At 67.7% G+C, this 16,711-nt stretch carries 14 protein-coding genes; 6 read left to right on the forward strand and 8 right to left on the reverse strand.

Annotated features, from left to right (window positions below; genetic code table 11):
- Positions 1 to 285 precede the first annotated feature (285 nt).
- Positions 286 to 1,689, forward strand: coding sequence for a GntP family permease (locus MRS60_RS25820; RefSeq protein ID WP_034181616.1), 1,404 nt, complete (start codon positions 286 to 288; stop codon positions 1,687 to 1,689).
- Positions 1,690 to 2,086: 397 nt separating this feature from the next.
- Positions 2,087 to 2,338, forward strand: a complete 252-nt coding sequence (locus MRS60_RS25825; RefSeq protein WP_105390566.1) for a DUF4148 domain-containing protein — start codon at positions 2,087 to 2,089, stop codon at positions 2,336 to 2,338.
- A 39-nt stretch (positions 2,339 to 2,377) separates the two neighbouring features.
- On the opposite strand, the gene MRS60_RS25830 is transcribed toward MRS60_RS25825, so the two are convergent.
- On the reverse strand, positions 2,378 to 3,973 hold the full coding sequence (locus tag MRS60_RS25830) for a thioredoxin family protein (RefSeq protein WP_243565803.1): 1,596 nt from the start codon (positions 3,971 to 3,973) through the stop codon (positions 2,378 to 2,380).
- Positions 3,974 to 4,055: 82 nt separating this feature from the next.
- Here MRS60_RS25830 and MRS60_RS25835 point away from each other — a divergent pair, with 82 nt between their 5' ends.
- Positions 4,056 to 4,286, forward strand: coding sequence for a hypothetical protein (locus tag MRS60_RS25835; RefSeq protein WP_243565804.1), 231 nt, complete (start codon positions 4,056 to 4,058; stop codon positions 4,284 to 4,286).
- On the opposite strand, the gene MRS60_RS25840 is transcribed toward MRS60_RS25835, so the two are convergent.
- A complete protein-coding gene (locus MRS60_RS25840; protein ID WP_243565805.1) occupies positions 4,270 to 4,770 on the reverse strand; it encodes a GNAT family N-acetyltransferase in 501 nt (166 codons plus the stop codon). The two genes, MRS60_RS25835 and MRS60_RS25840, sit on opposite strands and share 17 nt — an antisense overlap.
- A 586-nt stretch (positions 4,771 to 5,356) precedes the next feature.
- Here MRS60_RS25840 and MRS60_RS25845 point away from each other — a divergent pair.
- From MRS60_RS25845 to MRS60_RS25855, 3 genes are all read left to right on the forward strand, one after another.
- Entirely contained in the window at positions 5,357 to 7,714 is a 2,358-nt protein-coding gene (locus MRS60_RS25845) for a phosphocholine-specific phospholipase C (protein WP_243565806.1), read from the forward strand.
- Between the two features lie 278 nt (positions 7,715 to 7,992).
- Positions 7,993 to 8,262 (forward strand): hypothetical protein, encoded by a 270-nt coding sequence (locus MRS60_RS25850; RefSeq protein ID WP_034181610.1) that lies wholly within the window; start codon positions 7,993 to 7,995, stop codon positions 8,260 to 8,262.
- 154 nt (positions 8,263 to 8,416) lie between these two features.
- Positions 8,417 to 9,412 (forward strand): DedA family protein/thiosulfate sulfurtransferase GlpE, encoded by a 996-nt coding sequence (locus MRS60_RS25855; RefSeq protein ID WP_034181609.1) that lies wholly within the window; start codon positions 8,417 to 8,419, stop codon positions 9,410 to 9,412.
- Positions 9,413 to 9,466: 54 nt separating this feature from the next.
- Here the strand turns inward: MRS60_RS25855 and MRS60_RS25860 are convergent, their stop codons facing one another.
- From MRS60_RS25860 to MRS60_RS25885, 6 genes are all read right to left on the reverse strand, one after another.
- Positions 9,467 to 10,939, reverse strand: coding sequence for an OprD family porin (locus MRS60_RS25860; RefSeq protein WP_034181608.1), 1,473 nt, complete (start codon positions 10,937 to 10,939; stop codon positions 9,467 to 9,469).
- 164 nt (positions 10,940 to 11,103) lie between these two features.
- The gene (locus MRS60_RS25865) at positions 11,104 to 12,123 is read right to left on the reverse strand and encodes an ABC transporter ATP-binding protein (protein WP_243565807.1); all 1,020 of its coding nucleotides are present in this window, start codon (positions 12,121 to 12,123) and stop codon (positions 11,104 to 11,106) included.
- Positions 12,120 to 13,112, reverse strand: coding sequence for an ABC transporter ATP-binding protein (locus MRS60_RS25870; protein WP_034181606.1), 993 nt, complete (start codon positions 13,110 to 13,112; stop codon positions 12,120 to 12,122). The genes MRS60_RS25865 and MRS60_RS25870 overlap by 4 nt, the downstream gene beginning before the upstream one ends.
- Position 13,113: 1 nt before the next feature.
- The gene (locus tag MRS60_RS25875) at positions 13,114 to 14,016 is read right to left on the reverse strand and encodes an ABC transporter permease (protein WP_034181605.1); all 903 of its coding nucleotides are present in this window, start codon (positions 14,014 to 14,016) and stop codon (positions 13,114 to 13,116) included.
- Positions 14,017 to 14,029: 13 nt separating this feature from the next.
- Positions 14,030 to 14,968 carry an ABC transporter permease subunit gene (locus MRS60_RS25880; RefSeq protein WP_034181604.1) on the reverse strand — a complete coding sequence of 313 codons (939 nt, stop codon included), beginning with the start codon at positions 14,966 to 14,968 and terminating at the stop codon, positions 14,030 to 14,032.
- Between the two features lie 11 nt (positions 14,969 to 14,979).
- Positions 14,980 to 16,593 (reverse strand): peptide ABC transporter substrate-binding protein, encoded by a 1,614-nt coding sequence (locus MRS60_RS25885; protein ID WP_034181603.1) that lies wholly within the window; start codon positions 16,591 to 16,593, stop codon positions 14,980 to 14,982.
- Positions 16,594 to 16,711 lie beyond the last annotated feature (118 nt).

Raw genomic sequence — 16,711 nt, forward strand, 5'->3', positions numbered from 1 at the left:
TGTCTCCGAAACGAGACGGATTATCTCACTCCGGAGACACGCCACAACGGCTTGTCCGGGAAAGCCCTGCCCGGTTTCACGGGCTGGCCGGATGGCCAGATCGTCTCCGGATGGAGACGTTTTCTGTAGAATCGTCAGACATGGACCGGCGCGGGCCCGCCGGTCTCCGCCGGACCCATGTCCGGCGGCGCAATCCGGCCGATGGCACGAAACCTGCACGAACCTGAGCCGGTCCGCGGCGCGTCGCGCGATCGAACAACAACCAAAGCCATTAGGAGACTCCCCTTGTCTTTCGTGATCGTCCTCGCCGCGCTGGCGTTCCTGATGTATGCCGCGTATCGCGGCTACAGCGTGATCCTGTTCGCGCCGATCGCCGCGCTCGGCGCGGTGCTCCTGACCGAACCCGCCGCCGTCGCACCGGTCTTCTCCGGCATCTTCATGGAGAAGATGGTCGGCTTCGTCAAACTGTATTTCCCGGTATTCATGCTCGGCGCGGTGTTCGGCAAGGTGATCGAACTGTCCGGGTTCTCCGAGTCGATCGTCCATGCGGCGATCCGCTACATCGGCCGCTCGCGCGCGAATGCGGTGATCGTCGCGGTGTGCGCGCTGCTCACCTATGGCGGCGTGTCGCTGTTCGTCGTGGTGTTCGCGGTCTATCCGTTCGCGGCCGAACTCTATCGCCAGAGCAACATTCCGAAGCGGCTGATGCCCGGCGCGATCGCGCTCGGCGCGTTCTCGTTCACGATGGATTCGCTGCCCGGCACGCCGCAGATCCAGAACATCATCCCGACCACGTTCTTCAAGACGACCGCGTGGGCCGCACCGGCACTCGGCACGATCGGCTCGCTGTTCATCGTCGTCGTCGGCCTCTCTTATCTGGAATGGCGCCGCCGCTCGGCGATGGCGAAGGGCGAAGGCTACGGCACGTCGCTCGTCAACGAGCCGGAGCGCGTCGAGGCGACGTCGCTGCCGCACCCGGCGCTCGCGATCCTGCCGCTGATCCTCGTCGGCGTGTCGAACTTCCTGTTCACAAAGCTGATCCCGCAGTGGTACGGCGCCGCGTCGTACACGGTCGCGCCGGACGTGCTGCCGGGCGTGCACACGCCGGTGACGACGTCGATCAAGACCGTCGTCGCGATCTGGTCGGTCGAGGCGGCACTGCTGCTCGGCATCGTGCTGGTCGTGCTGACCGCGTTCAATCGCGTCAGCGACCGCTTCGCGGCCGGCTCGAAAGCCGCCGTCGGCGGCGCACTGCTCGCCGCGATGAACACCGCGTCGGAATACGGCTTCGGCGGCGTGATCGCCGCACTGCCGGGCTTCCTGGTCGTCGGCGATGCGCTGAAGAGCATCCCGAACCCGCTCGTCAACGCGGCCGTGTCGGTCAGCTCGCTCGCCGGCATCACGGGCTCGGCGTCGGGCGGCATGAGCATCGCGCTCGCCGCGATGTCGGACCTGTTCATCAAGGGCGCGCAGGCAGCCAACATTCCGATGGACGTGCTGCACCGGGTCGTCGCAATGGCGAGCGGCGGCATGGACACGCTGCCGCACAACGGCGCGGTCATCACGCTGCTCGCAGTCACGGGCCTCACGCACCGCGAGTCGTATCGCGACATCTTCGCGGTCACCGTCATCAAGACGCTCGCGGTGTTCTTCGTGATCGCGGTGTACTACACGACGGGGCTCGTGTAAGTGCCTGCATGAGGCGGCGTCCCGTACGCCGCCTTCCGGCCTGCCGCATCGCCGTGCAGGCCTCCGCAAGCCCGACTGGCCTGTCACGATCGGACCGCATGCGAACCGGAATGGATTCCGGAGTTCGCATCCGGTCCGATTTCATTTCCCCGCTCGCCGGAACCGGTCGGCTCCGCACCGCCGCGCGGCTCGCGTGGCGCCCCTCGCCCGTCACTCCCGTCAAGTCGACATCCGGCATCGCCCGCCACCGCCTGCCCATTGTTACCCGCAGCAAAACACTGCGTTGGGCGCGATCGCATTTTTCGCGCGCCCGCCCCGGCCTACACTGGTTCCAACGTCGCCCGGCGCTTCGACGAACGAAGCGCGGCGAATCATCGAAATCCTGGAGGTCCCGATCATGAAGCGCCTGATCCAAGCCGTTGCCCTTGCCCTGGCCGTATCGGCCCCGCTCGCCGCGCAAGCGCAGTCGAACCAGCCGCTGACGCGCGCACAGGTCCACGCCGAAGTGAAGGCGCTCAAGCAGGCCGGCTTCCAGTCGAGCGACTGGTTCTATCCGGCCAGCATCGTTTCCGCCGAAGCGAAGATTGCCCGCGAGCACGACGCCGGATACGGCAGCGATCGCGGCGCGTCGTCGGAGTCGGGCCGGTAATCTATCGTCCGGCCCGCTCGACGATGTGCGCGTGCGTCGTTACGCCTTCACGGACTGGATCAGCTTCGCGCACGCCGCTGCCTGCGGATCACTCCCGGGCAGCTTCCCGCATACGCCGTCGAACTGCTTCACGACCGACCGGACCGACGCATCGTGCGCACCGCCGCTGCGCCAGCGGTTCAATTGCGTGACGACCTTCGTCAATGCGCGCAGGTTCGCGCCATAGAACGCGTCCCGGGTCTTGTCGGCCTGCGCGAGCACACTCGCGGCAATCCCTTCGATACGCGCCGAGTCGTCCGGCGCCAGTTCGACCGCATTCGCAAAATAGGTCGCGCCCCAGCGCAGCTTCGTCGCCGGCCCGCTCGCCGAGTCGTATGCCTTGCGATACCAGTCGAGCGCCGCGGCCTTGTCGCCGCGCGCCTTCGCATTCGCGGCCAGCCCCGACATGAAGTAATACGGCGTCGACGAACGCGGCAGCTCGGCCTTCAGCAATGCATCCGACTCGTCGTACAGCCCCGCGTCGGTCAGCGTGTCCGCGCCTTCGCTGACGAGTGCCTGCCGTTCATACGCATTCGCGGCGCCCTGCACCGACGCGGCAATCTGCTTGCGCGCGGTGTCGGCCAGCGCCGGCGCAGCGAGCGGCGCGCCCTTGCGCGCGTCGCCGCGCGCAAGCAGCACGCGGCCGTGCAGCGCCATCAGCTTGTCGATCGACGACAGCGTGGTGTCGGTCGACAAGCGCGCGAGCGCCGTGTCGTACGCGCCGCGCAATTTCGCGCGCTGCGCGTCGTCGCCGCCGAGATACGCGACCACGCGTGCAGGCGCCGCGACCAGCACGTCGGAATCGGCCCGCGCCAGCGCGGGATCGTGCAGCACCGCGCGCAGCGAATCGGCGAGCGCCGCCTTGTCGAGCGCGCCGGCCTGCGCCGGATCGTCCGACGCGGCGACCACCGCCGACTTCAGCGCGAAACGCGCCGATTCGGCCTTCGCGCCGGCCGCCCGCGCGCGTTGCGCGAGCGACTGCAGCGTCTCGGCGACACGATCGGCCGGCACCGGCAGTGCGCCGTCGGTGTCCCACGAATAGTCGGCCAGCAGGCGCCATTCGTCCGGCGTCAGCGACGCGCCGTTCTTCAGCGCAGTCGCGAGCGTCTGCCGCACCGGATGCGCGGCCGTCATCCCGAGCGACAGCGCCTGCATGTAGCGGTCGAGATCGGCCTCGCCCGGCAGCCGCGTCACTTCGGTGCCGTCGGGGCGGAACAGGATCATCGTCGGATAGCCGTGCACCTTGAAACGCTCGCCGAGCTTCTGCGCGCTTTCGGTATCGCCGTCGAGATACACGGGCACGAAAAACGACGAGCGGGTCTTGAATGCCTGCTGGCTGAAGATGGTCGACTTCACCTGGTTGCACGACGGGCACCACACCGCGCCCCAGTACAGCAGCAGCGGCTTGCCGGTGCGCTTCGCCAGCGCGAATGCGGCATCGACATCGCCGTGCTGCCACGCGATGCCGGGCGGCAGATGCGCGCCTTCGGGCGACGCGCTCGCCACCGCGGCGCCCGAAGGCGCGGCAGCGGCAAACGCCGCGCCCGCGGCGGCGAACAGGCAGGCGGCAGTCAGATTCCGGAGAGCGGTTTTCATCGAGGCAGGTTCCGTTGAAAGAGACGGTTGCGGGAAGATGTGTCGTGCGAAACGATGACCATGAAGCGATGTTCATGAAACGATGAAGCGCACCGACGTGCGGCGAGACGCACGCCGGAATGCGGCGGCGCATGGCACGCGCATCGACGCGAAAAAAGCGCACGCCGGCCGAAGCGACCGGCAAATCGATCAACGATACGACCGGCGCAGCCTGCGGAAAACGAACGAATTCTCGAATGAATATGACGCGCGGCACCGTGGCCACGCGTTTCGTCACGCCCGCGCCGGCCGGCCGTTCACTGCCGGCGCTTGATCCGCGCCATGTGATACACGGCCGCATGCGCGCCGTCGCGCAATGCATAGCCCGGCGATTCGCCTTCGATCCGGAAACCGTGCTTCTCGTAGAGTGCGATTGCCGCGCGGTTGTCGGTGAACACGGTCAACTCGAGACGCGTGATGTTCAGCCAGTTTTCCGCGAGATCGATCGCGGCCGCGAGCAGCCGGCTGCCGACGCCGCGCCCGTGACGGGCCGCGTCGACCATCATGCCGAGCCCCGCCGCATGGCGCCGGCGCGGATTCGGCTCGGGATGCAGGCCGAGGTGGCCGACCACCGCACCGTCGATTTCGGCGACGAGGCTCACGCCGCGCTCGCGCGCGTTTTCGAGCCGCTGCTGCCATTTCTCGAGCGACGGAAACGGATGCTGCAACGTATTCATGTACACCGCGGGATGGGCGGCGATCTGCCGGATCGCGTCGACGTCGTGCGTCTCGCTGTGCCGGATCTTGATGTCGGTCATGGGTGGGCCGGTCCGAAAAGTCGCGCCGGCGGCGCGGACTGCGCACACGCGCAGCAACGTTTCGAGCTTAGCCGATTTCATGCATTTGAAACATGGGCGACACGTCGTCGCGCGATGCCGTTGTATCTGCAACGACACACGATCACGCCGCAGGCTGCGATTCGGAAAAATATGACCGGTTCCGCACGCGGCGATCGGTAATTCCTTACCCGCTTCCGCCACGCATCGCACCCGGAATAATCGTTGCGCACACAACGTCACGCGCACGACATGCGATGTCATCTCTTCATCACGTCGACGTCATGTCGGCTCCCTAGACTGGGCGCCGCCCAGCCCGGCATGCGCCGGGCCGGTGTGTGCCGACGTCCTGCCCGCGCATCACGAGCGCGCGGCGCGCAGGACCGCGACGACGGCCGATGCATCCGCGACACCGCTCGACGCCACACGTCGCGCGATGCGCGCAGCTCCGCCACGCGCGGCCGACGTACTCGCACGCACACGCGTCGCGGATCGTCCCAAGGGGACGACGCACGGGCGCATCCAGACGAAGTCACGAACGCTCCCACCATCACAGGATCCGAACGCCATGACGTCACGCCGCAAATTCCTTCAGCAGACCGCCACTTCCGGCCTCGCCGCCGCCGCGCTGTCCGCGTTTCCGCCGAGCATCCGCCGCGCGCTCGCCATTCCCGCATTTCACGAAACGGGGACCATCAAGGACGTCAAGCACGTCGTGCTGCTGATGATGGAGAATCGCGCATTCGACAGCTACTTCGGCACGTTCAAGGGCGTGCGCGGCTACGGCGACCGCTTCGCGGTGCCGTCGCCGAACGGCCGCGACGTGTTCTACCAGACGTACACGAAGGCGACGCCCGCCACGACCTGCACGCCGTATCACCTGGACGCGAGCCAGGGCAACGCGCAGCGCGCGGGCGGCACGCCGCACGCGTGGGCCGATGCGCAGGCCGCATGGGATCACGGCCGGATGAACCGCTGGCCCGATGCGAAAACGCCGCTGTCGATGGGCTATTACGACGCGGCGGAAGTGCCGTTCCAGCGCGCGCTCGCCGATGCGTTCACGCTGTGCGACCACTACCACTGCGGGATGCACACCGGCACGATCGCGAACCGCCTGTTCTACTGGAGCGGCACCAACGGCCCGAACGGCATCAGCCCGGCCGACGGCAGCCGCGTAAAGATCGCCGCGCTGAACAACCAGTTCAACGGCGGCAACGACATCGGCCCGTCGAGCCAGGGCTGGACCTGGACGACCTATGCCGACCGGCTGCAGCAGGCCGGCGTGAACTGGAAGGTCTACCAGAGCCTGATCGACAATTTCGGCTGCAACGAGATGATGAGCTTCCGCCACTGGCGCGCGGCGATCGAGCAGATGCCGGCCGCGCGCCGGCCCTCGTACGTCGCGTCGACGGACATCACGCAGCCCGTGACGGCGGCCGGCGCGTTCTACGATCCGGCGATCGACGATCCGCTGAGCCCGCTCGCGAAGGGCTTCGGCAACACGATGCCGTACGGCTTTCTCGAATCATTCCGCGACGACATCCGCAACGGCAAGCTGCCGGAAGTGTCGTGGATCATCCCGCCGTCCGCGTACAGCGAACACCCGGGACCGTCGAGCCCCGCGCAGGGCGGCTGGTACGTGCAGGCCGTGCTCGATGCGCTGACGGCGAACCCGGAGGTGTGGAGCAAGACGGTGCTGCTGGTCAACTTCGACGAGAACGACGGCTTCTTCGACCACATGCCGTCGCCGGCCGTGCCGTCGCGCAACGCCGACGGCACGCTCGCGGGCGGCCATACGCTGCGGGACGCCGACGTCGCCGTCGAATACCACGACTTCGCGCCGGCCACGTCGAGCCAGCCGGCGGCGGACGGCCGCCCGTACGGCCCGGGCCCGCGCGTGCCGATGTGGGTCGTGTCGCCGTGGAGCCGCGGCGGCTGGGTCAATTCGCAGGTGTTCGACCATACGTCGACGCTGCTCTTCCTCGAGAAGCGCTTCGGTGTTGCCGAACCGCAGATCAGCGCGTATCGCCGCGCGGTGTGCGGCGACCTGACGAGCGCGTTCAACTTCCGCTCGCCGAACAACGAGCCGCTGCCGACGCTCGCGGGCCATACGACGAAAAGCCAGGTCGACGCGCTGAGCGCCGCGCAGCAGGCTGCGCCGAAGATCGTGCCGCCGGCCGCGCCGGCGCTGCCCGCGCAGGCCACCGGCGTGCGCCCGTCGCGCGCGCTGCCGTACGAGCTGCATGCGAGCGCGCGCACCGATGCCGGCACCGGCACGGTCACGCTGAAGTTCGCGAACACGGGCCGCGCCGCCGCCGTGTTTCACGTCTATGACAAGCTGCACCTCGACCGCCTGCCGCGGCGCTACGTCGTCGAGCCGGGCAAGACACTGCACGGCGACTGGGCCGCGCGCGCCGACAACGGCGGCAAATACGACCTGTGGGTGCTCGGCCCGAACGGCTATCACCGCCGCTTCACCGGCGACCTGAGCCGCCTGGCCGGCGCCCGCGCGCCTCGTCCGGAAGTTCGCGTCGGCTATGCGGGCGCGAGCGGCAACCTCCACCTGCGGCTGCGCAACGACGGCGGCGGCACGGTGCGCTTCACGGTGAAGTCGAACCAGGTCTACGGGCCGCTGCCCGGCCGCGGCGCGAACGACGATCGCGGTCATGGCCACGGCAACGAGGGCGGCAACAACCAGGGCCACTATTACGGCAATGGCAACGGCACGGACACCACGTGGACCGTCACGGTGCACGCCGGCGACCAGTCCGAGCTGCACTGGAAGCTCGATTCGACCGGCCACTGGTACGACTTCATCGTCACCGCCGACAGCGACGCGAGCTTCTCGCGCCGCGTGGCCGGCCGCGTCGAAACGGGCCGCCACTCGGTCAGCGACCCGGCGATGGGGCTGGCCGACCGCTTCTGACGCCGCCGCGGCGATGCGGCGACGCGTGTTGCACCGCGTGTCGCCGCCCGCGCAGGCCCGGCCAAGAATGCCGGTGAGGCGCCGGCCGCGGCCGCGCGCGATCGGGCTGAAACGCCCGCCCGGCGCGGGTCAAACATCAGAAGGATGTGCGGTACAACCCTCATTTCGCCCCAACGAAAATGCTCCGTGTCGCGGCCCGTTCGCGTTAAACTGCGACAAGCTGTATTCAACAAACGCATCTTCGCCGTTACGGCACCCACGACACGAGGATAGGTTCGATGCGCACAACCGGCTCATCCGGGGCAATGACCCTGCTCACCGAACACGACGCGACCGACGGCCGCCAACTGCGTTCGCTCCGGCTCGAAGCAACCGGCGACGGCAAGAGCGTGCTGCTGATCGAGATCGACGAACGCAAGCCCGGCATCCACCGCGAGGTCCGCTACGAGATCACGCCGGCCGAACTGATCGCGGCGATCCGCTCGCACGGCGCCGAGCTGCCCGGCGAAAACCATGGCGCCGCGTCGCTCGCCCGTACCCCCTCCTGATTTCGCACGGTGAGCCGCGCGCAACGCGCCGGCTCACCGGCATTCCCCTGCCGCCGTCAGGCGCTTTGCGTCATTCCCGCCGCTGCCTTGAAAATGGCCGATAATCGGCCCATCTGCGTTTCCTGCCCACGCATTTCCTTTTCGGCCTGCCGTCATGCTCCTCCGTGACCTCGTCGCCCAGTACGGGCCGCTTCTCGTGTTCGCCAACGTGCTCGCGGCGGCCATCGGCTTGCCGGTGCCCGCGATGCCGACGCTCGTGCTGTTCGGCGCGATGTCCGCGATGCATCCGGCGATGATCGGCTCGCAGCTCGTCACGGTGGTCGCGCTGTCGGTGCTCGGCGCACTGATCGGCGACACCGTCTGGTACGTCGCCGGGCGGCGTTACGGCGGCACGACGCTGAAGACGATCTGCCGGCTGTCGCTGTCGCGCGATACCTGTGTAAGAAAGACCGAGCGCTTCTTCGGCCGCTACGGCGTGCGCGTGCTCGCCGTCGCGCGCTTCATTCCCGGGCTGTCGCTCGTATCGGTGCCGATGGCCGGCGCGCTCGGCACGCGCTATCGCACGTTCGCCGGCTACGACGCGCTCGGCGCCGCGGTCTGGACGATCGTCGGACTGGTGGCCGGAATCGTGTTCTACCGGCAGATCGACTGGCTGTTCGCCGGCGCGAGCCACCTCGGCCGCGCGGTGCTGCTGGTCATCGTCGCGCTGCTGGCGATCTATGCGGCCGTGCGCTGGATGCGCCGCCGCGCGCTGATCCGCCAGCTCGCGAACGCACGGATCGGCGTCGACGAACTCGACCTGCTGCTGCGCGACGCCACCGCACCGGTGGTGCTCGACGTGCGCTCGCCCGAGCACCGCAAGCTCGACCCGTTCACGATTCCCGGTGCGCAGTTCGCCGACGAGCGGCAGATCGGCGACATCGCCGCGCGCTATCCGCTCACGCAGAAGTTCGTCGTGTTCTGCTCGTGTCCGAACGAAGTGACGGCCGCGCTGATGGCGAAGCGCCTGCTCGACGCAGGCTTCACCGATGCGCTCGCGCTGCGCGGCGGCCTCGACGCATGGCGCGATACGGGCCGCCAGCTCACGTCGCTCGCGGAAGAGATGCCCGTCGCGAACGATCCGGTCGCGGGGTTGCACAAGCCGGCCTGATCGCACTGCTCGCAGGCCGGCCGCGCGATGCGGGGGACGTGCGCCCCCCTTCGATCAGAACGCGTGCAGCGGCAGGTTCACGACCAGACGGTACTCCTTGTTCGTCGCGTCCGAGGAGTGCATCGAACCGGTGTGCCACATCGCGATGAACGTGACCTTCGTGTCCTTCAGCTTGCCGCTCTGGAACGTGTACGACGGGATGAAGCCGAACTCGTGGTGACGGCCCTGCACCGGCGCGCCGTTGCTCCAGTAGATGCTCGACTTGGTCGGGTCGTTCGCCGCGCCCGCGCTGCCGTCCGCACCCCAGCCCGTCACGCCCCAGACCATTGCCTTGAAGCCCGGCAGGCCCGCTTCCTTGCCGTAGAACGTGTAACGCAATTGCAGCGACTTTTCGTGCGGCGCGTTGTAGTCGACGTCCATCGAGTTGGTCAGGAAGATACCGTTCGTTTCGTTCAGGTAGTCGAAGAACTGGTCGCCGAGCACCTGCTGGAAGCCGAGCAGCAGTTCGTGCGGGCCGTGCTGCGCAGCCACCGACAGGCTGTATGCATTGTTGTCGATCTTGCCCTGCAGCGCATCGCCCGTGTCGTGCGTCGAATAGACGTTGCCGAAGCCCGTCCACTTGATCGTCTGCGGGCTGCCGATGCTGTGCTTCACCGACGCGTAGTACTGGTGCCACACGTCGTCGGCCTGGTTCGCGTACAGCGCGACTTCGCCGTTCGGCGAGTAATCCCACGTGCCGCCGACATACGACAGGCGATTGACGCGCGTGCCGCCGTATTGCGTCGTCAGGTTGGTGAGCGTCGTATGACCGCGCGCATCGGTCTTCGTGAAGCTGCCGGCCTCGAGCATCACGTTCTTGAATTCATTGCTGACGATCGTCGCGCCGAGGAACGTCGGCGGCAGTGCACGGTTGTCGTGCTGCTCCATGAACGGGTTGTCGACGGCCTGCAAACCGTACTTGACCACCGTGTTCGAGATGCGCGCCTTGATGTCGTAGATGCCCGGGTAGGCCCATGCGAGCTGGTTCGACCCGCCGCCGCCCTTCGCCACGTGCACCATGTTGCCTGCGCCCGCGCCGCCGTCGAGCTTCAGTGCCGCATACAGCGACGCATCGAAGCCGATGCCGATCAGGCCCGTCGTGTAGCCCGACTCGAAGTTCGCCATCGCGCCCTGGACCCACGCGTGGCGATGCGGCCCGCCCTTGTTGTCGAGCACGTCCGAATAGTTGCGGAACAGGAAGTCGAGGTGGCTGTCGGCGATGAAGCCCTTCGACTTCGACTGGGCCGACGGCTCATCGGGCGGCGTGACGGCCTGGGTCGCCTCGGCGTTGATAACGGCGTTCGGGGTCGTTGCCTGCGCAACGGCCGTGCCCGTGCCGGCGGCCGGCGCGGCCTGCGCGACCGTCAGCGGCGCGGGGGCTGCGTCGTCGGCGTGCGCGACGCCCGTCAGCGAGACGCCGGCGAGCGCCGGCAGTCCCCATGCAAGCAGCATCTTCGATGCCGTCCCGATCGTCTTCTGCTTTTTCATCGTGATTCTCGTCTTGTGTTGATATCGTCCACGCCGGTTGCGATCCGCTCCCGGCCCCCCGGCGTGCCCGGCTAAGGACGCGCCTGTACCCGCGGCGCGAAGATCGTTCGCGCCGTACCTACCCCTGTTGACCTGCCTGGTTTTATTTGCTGCGTTACTTCAAATCACGCCGCGCCCGCGCGGATGCACGCGACACGCGCCGCCGACCCCTGCCGCACTTCCGGCAGCGGCACGTCCTGCGCGCACGCGTCGATCGCGACCGGGCAGCGCGTGCGGAACGCGCAGCCCGACGGCGGGTTGAGCGGCGAGGGCATCTCGCCCGCCAGCAGCATCGGACGGCGAGCACGCTCGCGCGCCGGCTCCGGCGTCGGCGCCGCATCGAGCAGCGCCTTCGTGTACGGGTGCTGCGGCACGCCGTACACGTCATGCCGCGTGCCGAACTCCATCACGCGGCCGAGATACATCACGAGCACACGCCGGCTGATCGCCTTCACCACGGCGAGATCGTGTGCAACGAACAGATAGGACAACGACAGTTCGCGCTGCAGGTCGCGCAGCAGGTTCACGATCTGCGCCTGGATCGACACGTCGAGCGCCGAGACAGGTTCGTCGCAGATCACGAGCTTCGGCTCGCCGATCAGCGCGCGTGCGATGCCGACCCGCTGGCACTGCCCGCCGGAGAATTCGTGCGGATAACGCAGCAGGTGATGCGCGTTCAGGCCGACGCGTTCGAGCATCGTGACCACTCGGCGGCGCACCTCGGTGCGGCCGAGGCCGGCGTGGTGCGTGACGAGCGGCTCGGCGACGACCTGCTCGATCGTCATGCGCGGATCGAGCGACGCGAGCGGATCCTGGAAGATCATCTGCACTTCGCGCCGCATCGCGGTGCCGCGCAGGTGATCGGGCACGACGGCTTCGCCGCGCCATTTCACGGTGCCGGCCGTCATCGGCACGAGGCCGATCAGCGCGCGCGCGAGCGTCGACTTCCCGCAGCCCGATTCGCCGACGAGCCCGACCGTCTCGCCGCGCTTCACGTCGAACGACACGCCGTCGACCGCACGCAGCGTGCCCTTCGGCGACCACGGATAGCCGCCGAGCGGCACGCGGAAATGCACCTTCAGATCGTCGACGGACAGCAGCGTGTCGTCCGTCGCGCCGCCATTGCGGCGTTCATTGACGCTCATCGCAGACCTCCCGCCAGATCGGCCACCGGGCGGTGGCATGCGCGCACCGCGCCCGCGGCGCCATAAGTTTCGAGCGCGGGGCGCGCGGCGCCGCAGCGTTCGTCCGCATACGTGCAGCGCTTCGCGAACGCGCAGCCGGCCGGCGCGGTGCCGGGCATCGGCGGGTTGCCGGGAATCGCGACGAGCGGCGCATCGTCCGCGTCGGTCAGGCGCGGCAGCGCGTTGAGCAGGCCGATCGTGTAAGGATGCGACGGCGCCGCGAAGATCGAATCGGCCGGCGCGTATTCGACGGTGCGGCCCGCATACATGACCATCACGTCGTCCGCGAGGCCGGCGACCACGCCCATGTCGTGCGTGATCAGCACGATCGCGGTGCCGCGCTCGCGGTTCAGCTCGCGCAGCAGGTCGATGATCTGCGCCTGCACGGTCACGTCGAGCGCGGTGGTCGGCTCGTCGGCGATCAGGATTTCCGGCTCGGACAAGAGCGCCATCGCGATCATCACGCGCTGGCGCATGCCGCCCGAGAACTCGTGCGGATACATGCGGATGCGCCGCGCCGCGTCGGGAATGCGCACCGATTCGAGCGCCTCGATCGCGCGCTTGGTCGCTTCCTTGCGCGACAGCTTGCGGTGCAGCTGCAGCGTCTCGGTCATCTGCCGCTCGATCGTCAGGAACGGATTGAGCGACGTCATCGGATCCTGGAAGATCATCGCGATCCGGTCGCCGCGCACCGCGTTCAGCGCGCGCGTATCCATCTCGAGCAGGTTGTCGCCGCGGTAGCGCGCGGTGCCGGTCGTCGTGCCGTTGCCAGCCAGCAGGCCGAGCAGCGCCATCACGGTCTGGCTCTTGCCGGAGCCCGATTCGCCGACGATGCCGAGCGTCTTGCCGGCTTCGAGCGAAAACGACACGCCGCTCACGGCGTCGATCGGCGGCGCGTCCTTGCGCTCGAAGCGCACGCCGAGGTTGTCGACTTCTAGTAATGCAGCCATCTCAGCGATCCTTCGGGTCGAGCGCGTCACGCAGGCCGTCGCCAACGAAGTTCACGCAGTAGAGCGTCACGCACAGCATGACGGCCGGGGCCAGCAGCAGCCACGGCATCGATTCCAGTTTCTGCGCGCCGTCCTGGATCAGCACGCCCCAGCTCGTCATCGGTTCCTGCACGCCGAGGCCGAGGAACGACAGCACCGATTCGGTCAGCACGATGTTCGGCACCGAAACAGTTGCGTACACAACGACGACGCCGAGCAGGTTCGGCACGACGTGGCGCCGCACGATCGACGCCGGCGTCACGCCGATCGCGCGCGCCGCATCGACGAACTCGCGGTTGCGCAGCGACAGCGTCTGGCCGCGCACGACGCGCGCCATGTCGATCCACGAGAACGCGCTGATGGTCAGCACGACCAGCATGAACGAGCGGCCGAACAGGGTCATCATCAGGATCGCGATCAGCAGGTACGGGATCGCGTACATCATGTCGACGATGCGCATCATCACGGAGTCGACGCGGCCGCCCGCGAAGCCCGCGGTCGCGCCCCACGCGACGCCGAACAGGCCCGACACGAGCGTGCCGAGCAGTCCGACTTCGATCGACACGCGGCCGCCGATCAGCGTGCGCACCAGCAGGTCGCGGCCGAGCTCGTCGGTGCCGAACCAGTGCTGGTTCGCCCAGGTCGGCGGCAGGCTGATCGAACCCCAGTCGCTCGCGGCGGGATCGGCCGCGAGCAGCCACGGGCCGACGAAGCACGCGAGCGTGACCAGCGCGAGCAGCACGAGGCTGAACACGGCCGCGCGGTTGTGAAGGAAGCGCGCCATCGCAAGCGCGAGCGGCGAGCGCGAACGCGGCGGCGAGTCGGTCTGCACGGGCAGCCCGACGACGGGAGTAGTCGGAGTCATCGCAGTGCCTCGCTCAATAACGGATGCGCGGATCGAGCCACGCGTACGCGAGGTCGACCAGCAGGTTGAACAGCACCGCGCAGACGGTCGTCAGCACGACGAGGCCGAGCACCAGCGTGTAGTCGCGGTTGATCGCACCGTTCACGACGAGCTGCCCGAGCCCCGGCAGCGCGAACACCGATTCGGTGACGACGGCCGCCGTGATCGACGTGATGCAGACCGTGCCGAACAGCGACACGACCGGCATCAGCGCGGGCTTCAGCGCGTGGCGCAGCACGATCGTCGAACCCGGCAGGCCCTTCGCGCGCGCGGTGCGGATGAAGTTGCTCGACAGCGTCTCGATCATCGAGCCGCGCATCACGCGCGCGAGCAGCGACACGTTGATGAAGGTCAGCAGCACGATCGGCAGCAGCCGGTACTGCCAGCCGCCGTCGCCCCAGCCGCCCGCCGGCAGCCAGCCGTTGCCGGCCGACGTCTTCAGCAGGATCGCGAAGATCCACACGAGCACGGGGCCGAGCACAAATGGCGGCACGACGTTGCCGAAGTTGCCGATCAGCATCACGAAGCGGTCGATGAAGCTGTCGCGGCGCACGGCCGCGACGGTGCCGAGCAGCACGCCGAACACGATCGAGAGCGGGATCGACACGCCGCCCACGCCGAGGCTCACGGGCAGCGCCTTCTTCACGAGATCGTTCACCGACCAGTCGACGTAGCGGAACGACGGGCCGAGATCACCGTGCAGCAGCGAGCCGAGATACAGCAGGTACTGCTTCCACAGCGGCTCGTCGAGGTGGTACTTCGCGTTCAGGTTCGCGAGCGTCGCGGCGGACAGCTGCTTCTCCGTATCGAACGGGCCGCCGGGCGTGAAATGCAGCAGCAGGTAGCAGACGGTGATGACCGCGAGGATCGTCGGCACCGCCCACAACGTGCGCCTCAAAGCGTAGGCCAGCATGATCGCTCCGCTCAGTGCTTGATCAGGTACATGTCCTGCGAAGCACGCATGTCGATCACGTTCTTCAGCGAATAGCCGCCTACGTACGGCTTGACGAGACGATCAGCCGAGTACTGGAACAGCGGCACCATCGGCGTGTCGTTCATCGCCGCGTCGTGCGCCTGCGTGAGCAGCGCCGCGCGCGCCTTGTCGTCGAGCTTCTGGTTGCCTTCGTCGACGAGCGTGTCGGCCTGCTTGTTGCAGTAGCCGACGGTGTTCTGCGAGCTGCCGCAGCGGATCAGGTCGAAGAAGGTCATCGCGTCGTTGTAGTCGGCGAACCAGCCGTCGCGCGCGATCTGCACCTTGCCGTCATGCCGCTCCTTCATCAGCACCTTGAACTCGACGTTCTCGAGCTTGGTGTTGACGCCGAGCTTCGTGCGCCATTCCGACGCGGTGAACAGCGCGACCTTCTTGTGCAGGTCGTTGGTGTTGTACGTCAGCGTGAACGACAGCGGCTTCGCGTCCGAGTAGCCGGCCTGCTTCAGCAGGTTCTTCGCGGTCTCGACGCGCTTGGCCATCGGCCACGACGCCCATTCCGGCGTGAACGGCTGCACGCCCTTCGTGCCGTTCGGCATCAGCCCGTACATCGGCTTCTCGCCGGCCTGCGTGAGCTTCGACGTGAGCACGTCGCGATCGATCACCATCGACAGCGCCTGGCGCACGCGCTTGTCCTTCAGCGCGGCATCGCTGTTGTTCAGGTAGTAGTAGTACGTCGCGAGCTGCAGGCCCGGGCGCAGTTCGCCGCCGAACTGCTTGCTGACCTGCTGGAAAATGCCCGACGGAATCGAGTAGCTGTAGTCGATCTGGCCGGCCTGGTACATGCGCATCGCAGTCTCGTCGCTTTCGATCGGCAGGTACGTGACCTTGTTGATCACGACCTTCGGCGCGTTCCAGTATTTCGCGTCCTTCGTGATCACGATGCGGTTGTTCGGCTGCCAGTCGACCAGCTGGAACGGGCCGTTGCTGACGATGTTGCCCGGGCGCGTCCACGCGTCGCCGAGTTTCGTCACCGTGTCCTTGTTCACCGGCGCGAGCGGCACCATCGCGGTCAGCTCCGGGAAGAACGCGACGGGCACGTCGGTCGTCACCTCGAGCGTGTACGGGTCGACGGCGCGCACGCCGAGCGTCGACGGCGCGGCCTTGCCGGCGATGATGTCCTTCGAGTTCTTCACGAACTCGACGAGGATCGTGTATTTCGAGCCCGTCTTCGGATCGACGAGGCGCTGCCACGCGTAGACGAAATCGGCGGCCGTCACCGGCTGGCCGTTGCTCCACTTCGCGTCGTGACGAAGCTTGAAGATCCACGTCTGCGGCGTCTTGCGCTCCCACGACAGCGCGACGCCCGGCACGACCTGGCCGGCCGCATCGATGCGGGCGAGCCCTTCGAACAGGTCGAGGCCGATCGTGTTGCCGGTCCACGATTCGATGTGCGCGGGGTCGAGCGACTCGACTTCGGCGGGCACCTGTCGCGTCAGGTCCTGTTGAGGAGCGAGCGCGACGTTCGACGGAACGGTAACGGCGTGGGCGACGGGCGTCGTCAGGGCGAGCGCGGCCAGCACGGCCGACATGGCATGCAAGGATTTCATCGTGGCAGTCTTGAGAAAGTGGGTTCGGTGAGCGTCGCGCGGCGAATGCCGCGGCTTACGCGTGAGACGCTGACGGGTGCAGCGATTGAGGAGGCCCGTGATTCCCGTATTTCATCTT

The sequence above is a fragment of the Burkholderia pyrrocinia genome, assembly GCF_022809715.1.
GTDB lineage: Bacteria > Pseudomonadota > Gammaproteobacteria > Burkholderiales > Burkholderiaceae > Burkholderia > Burkholderia pyrrocinia_C.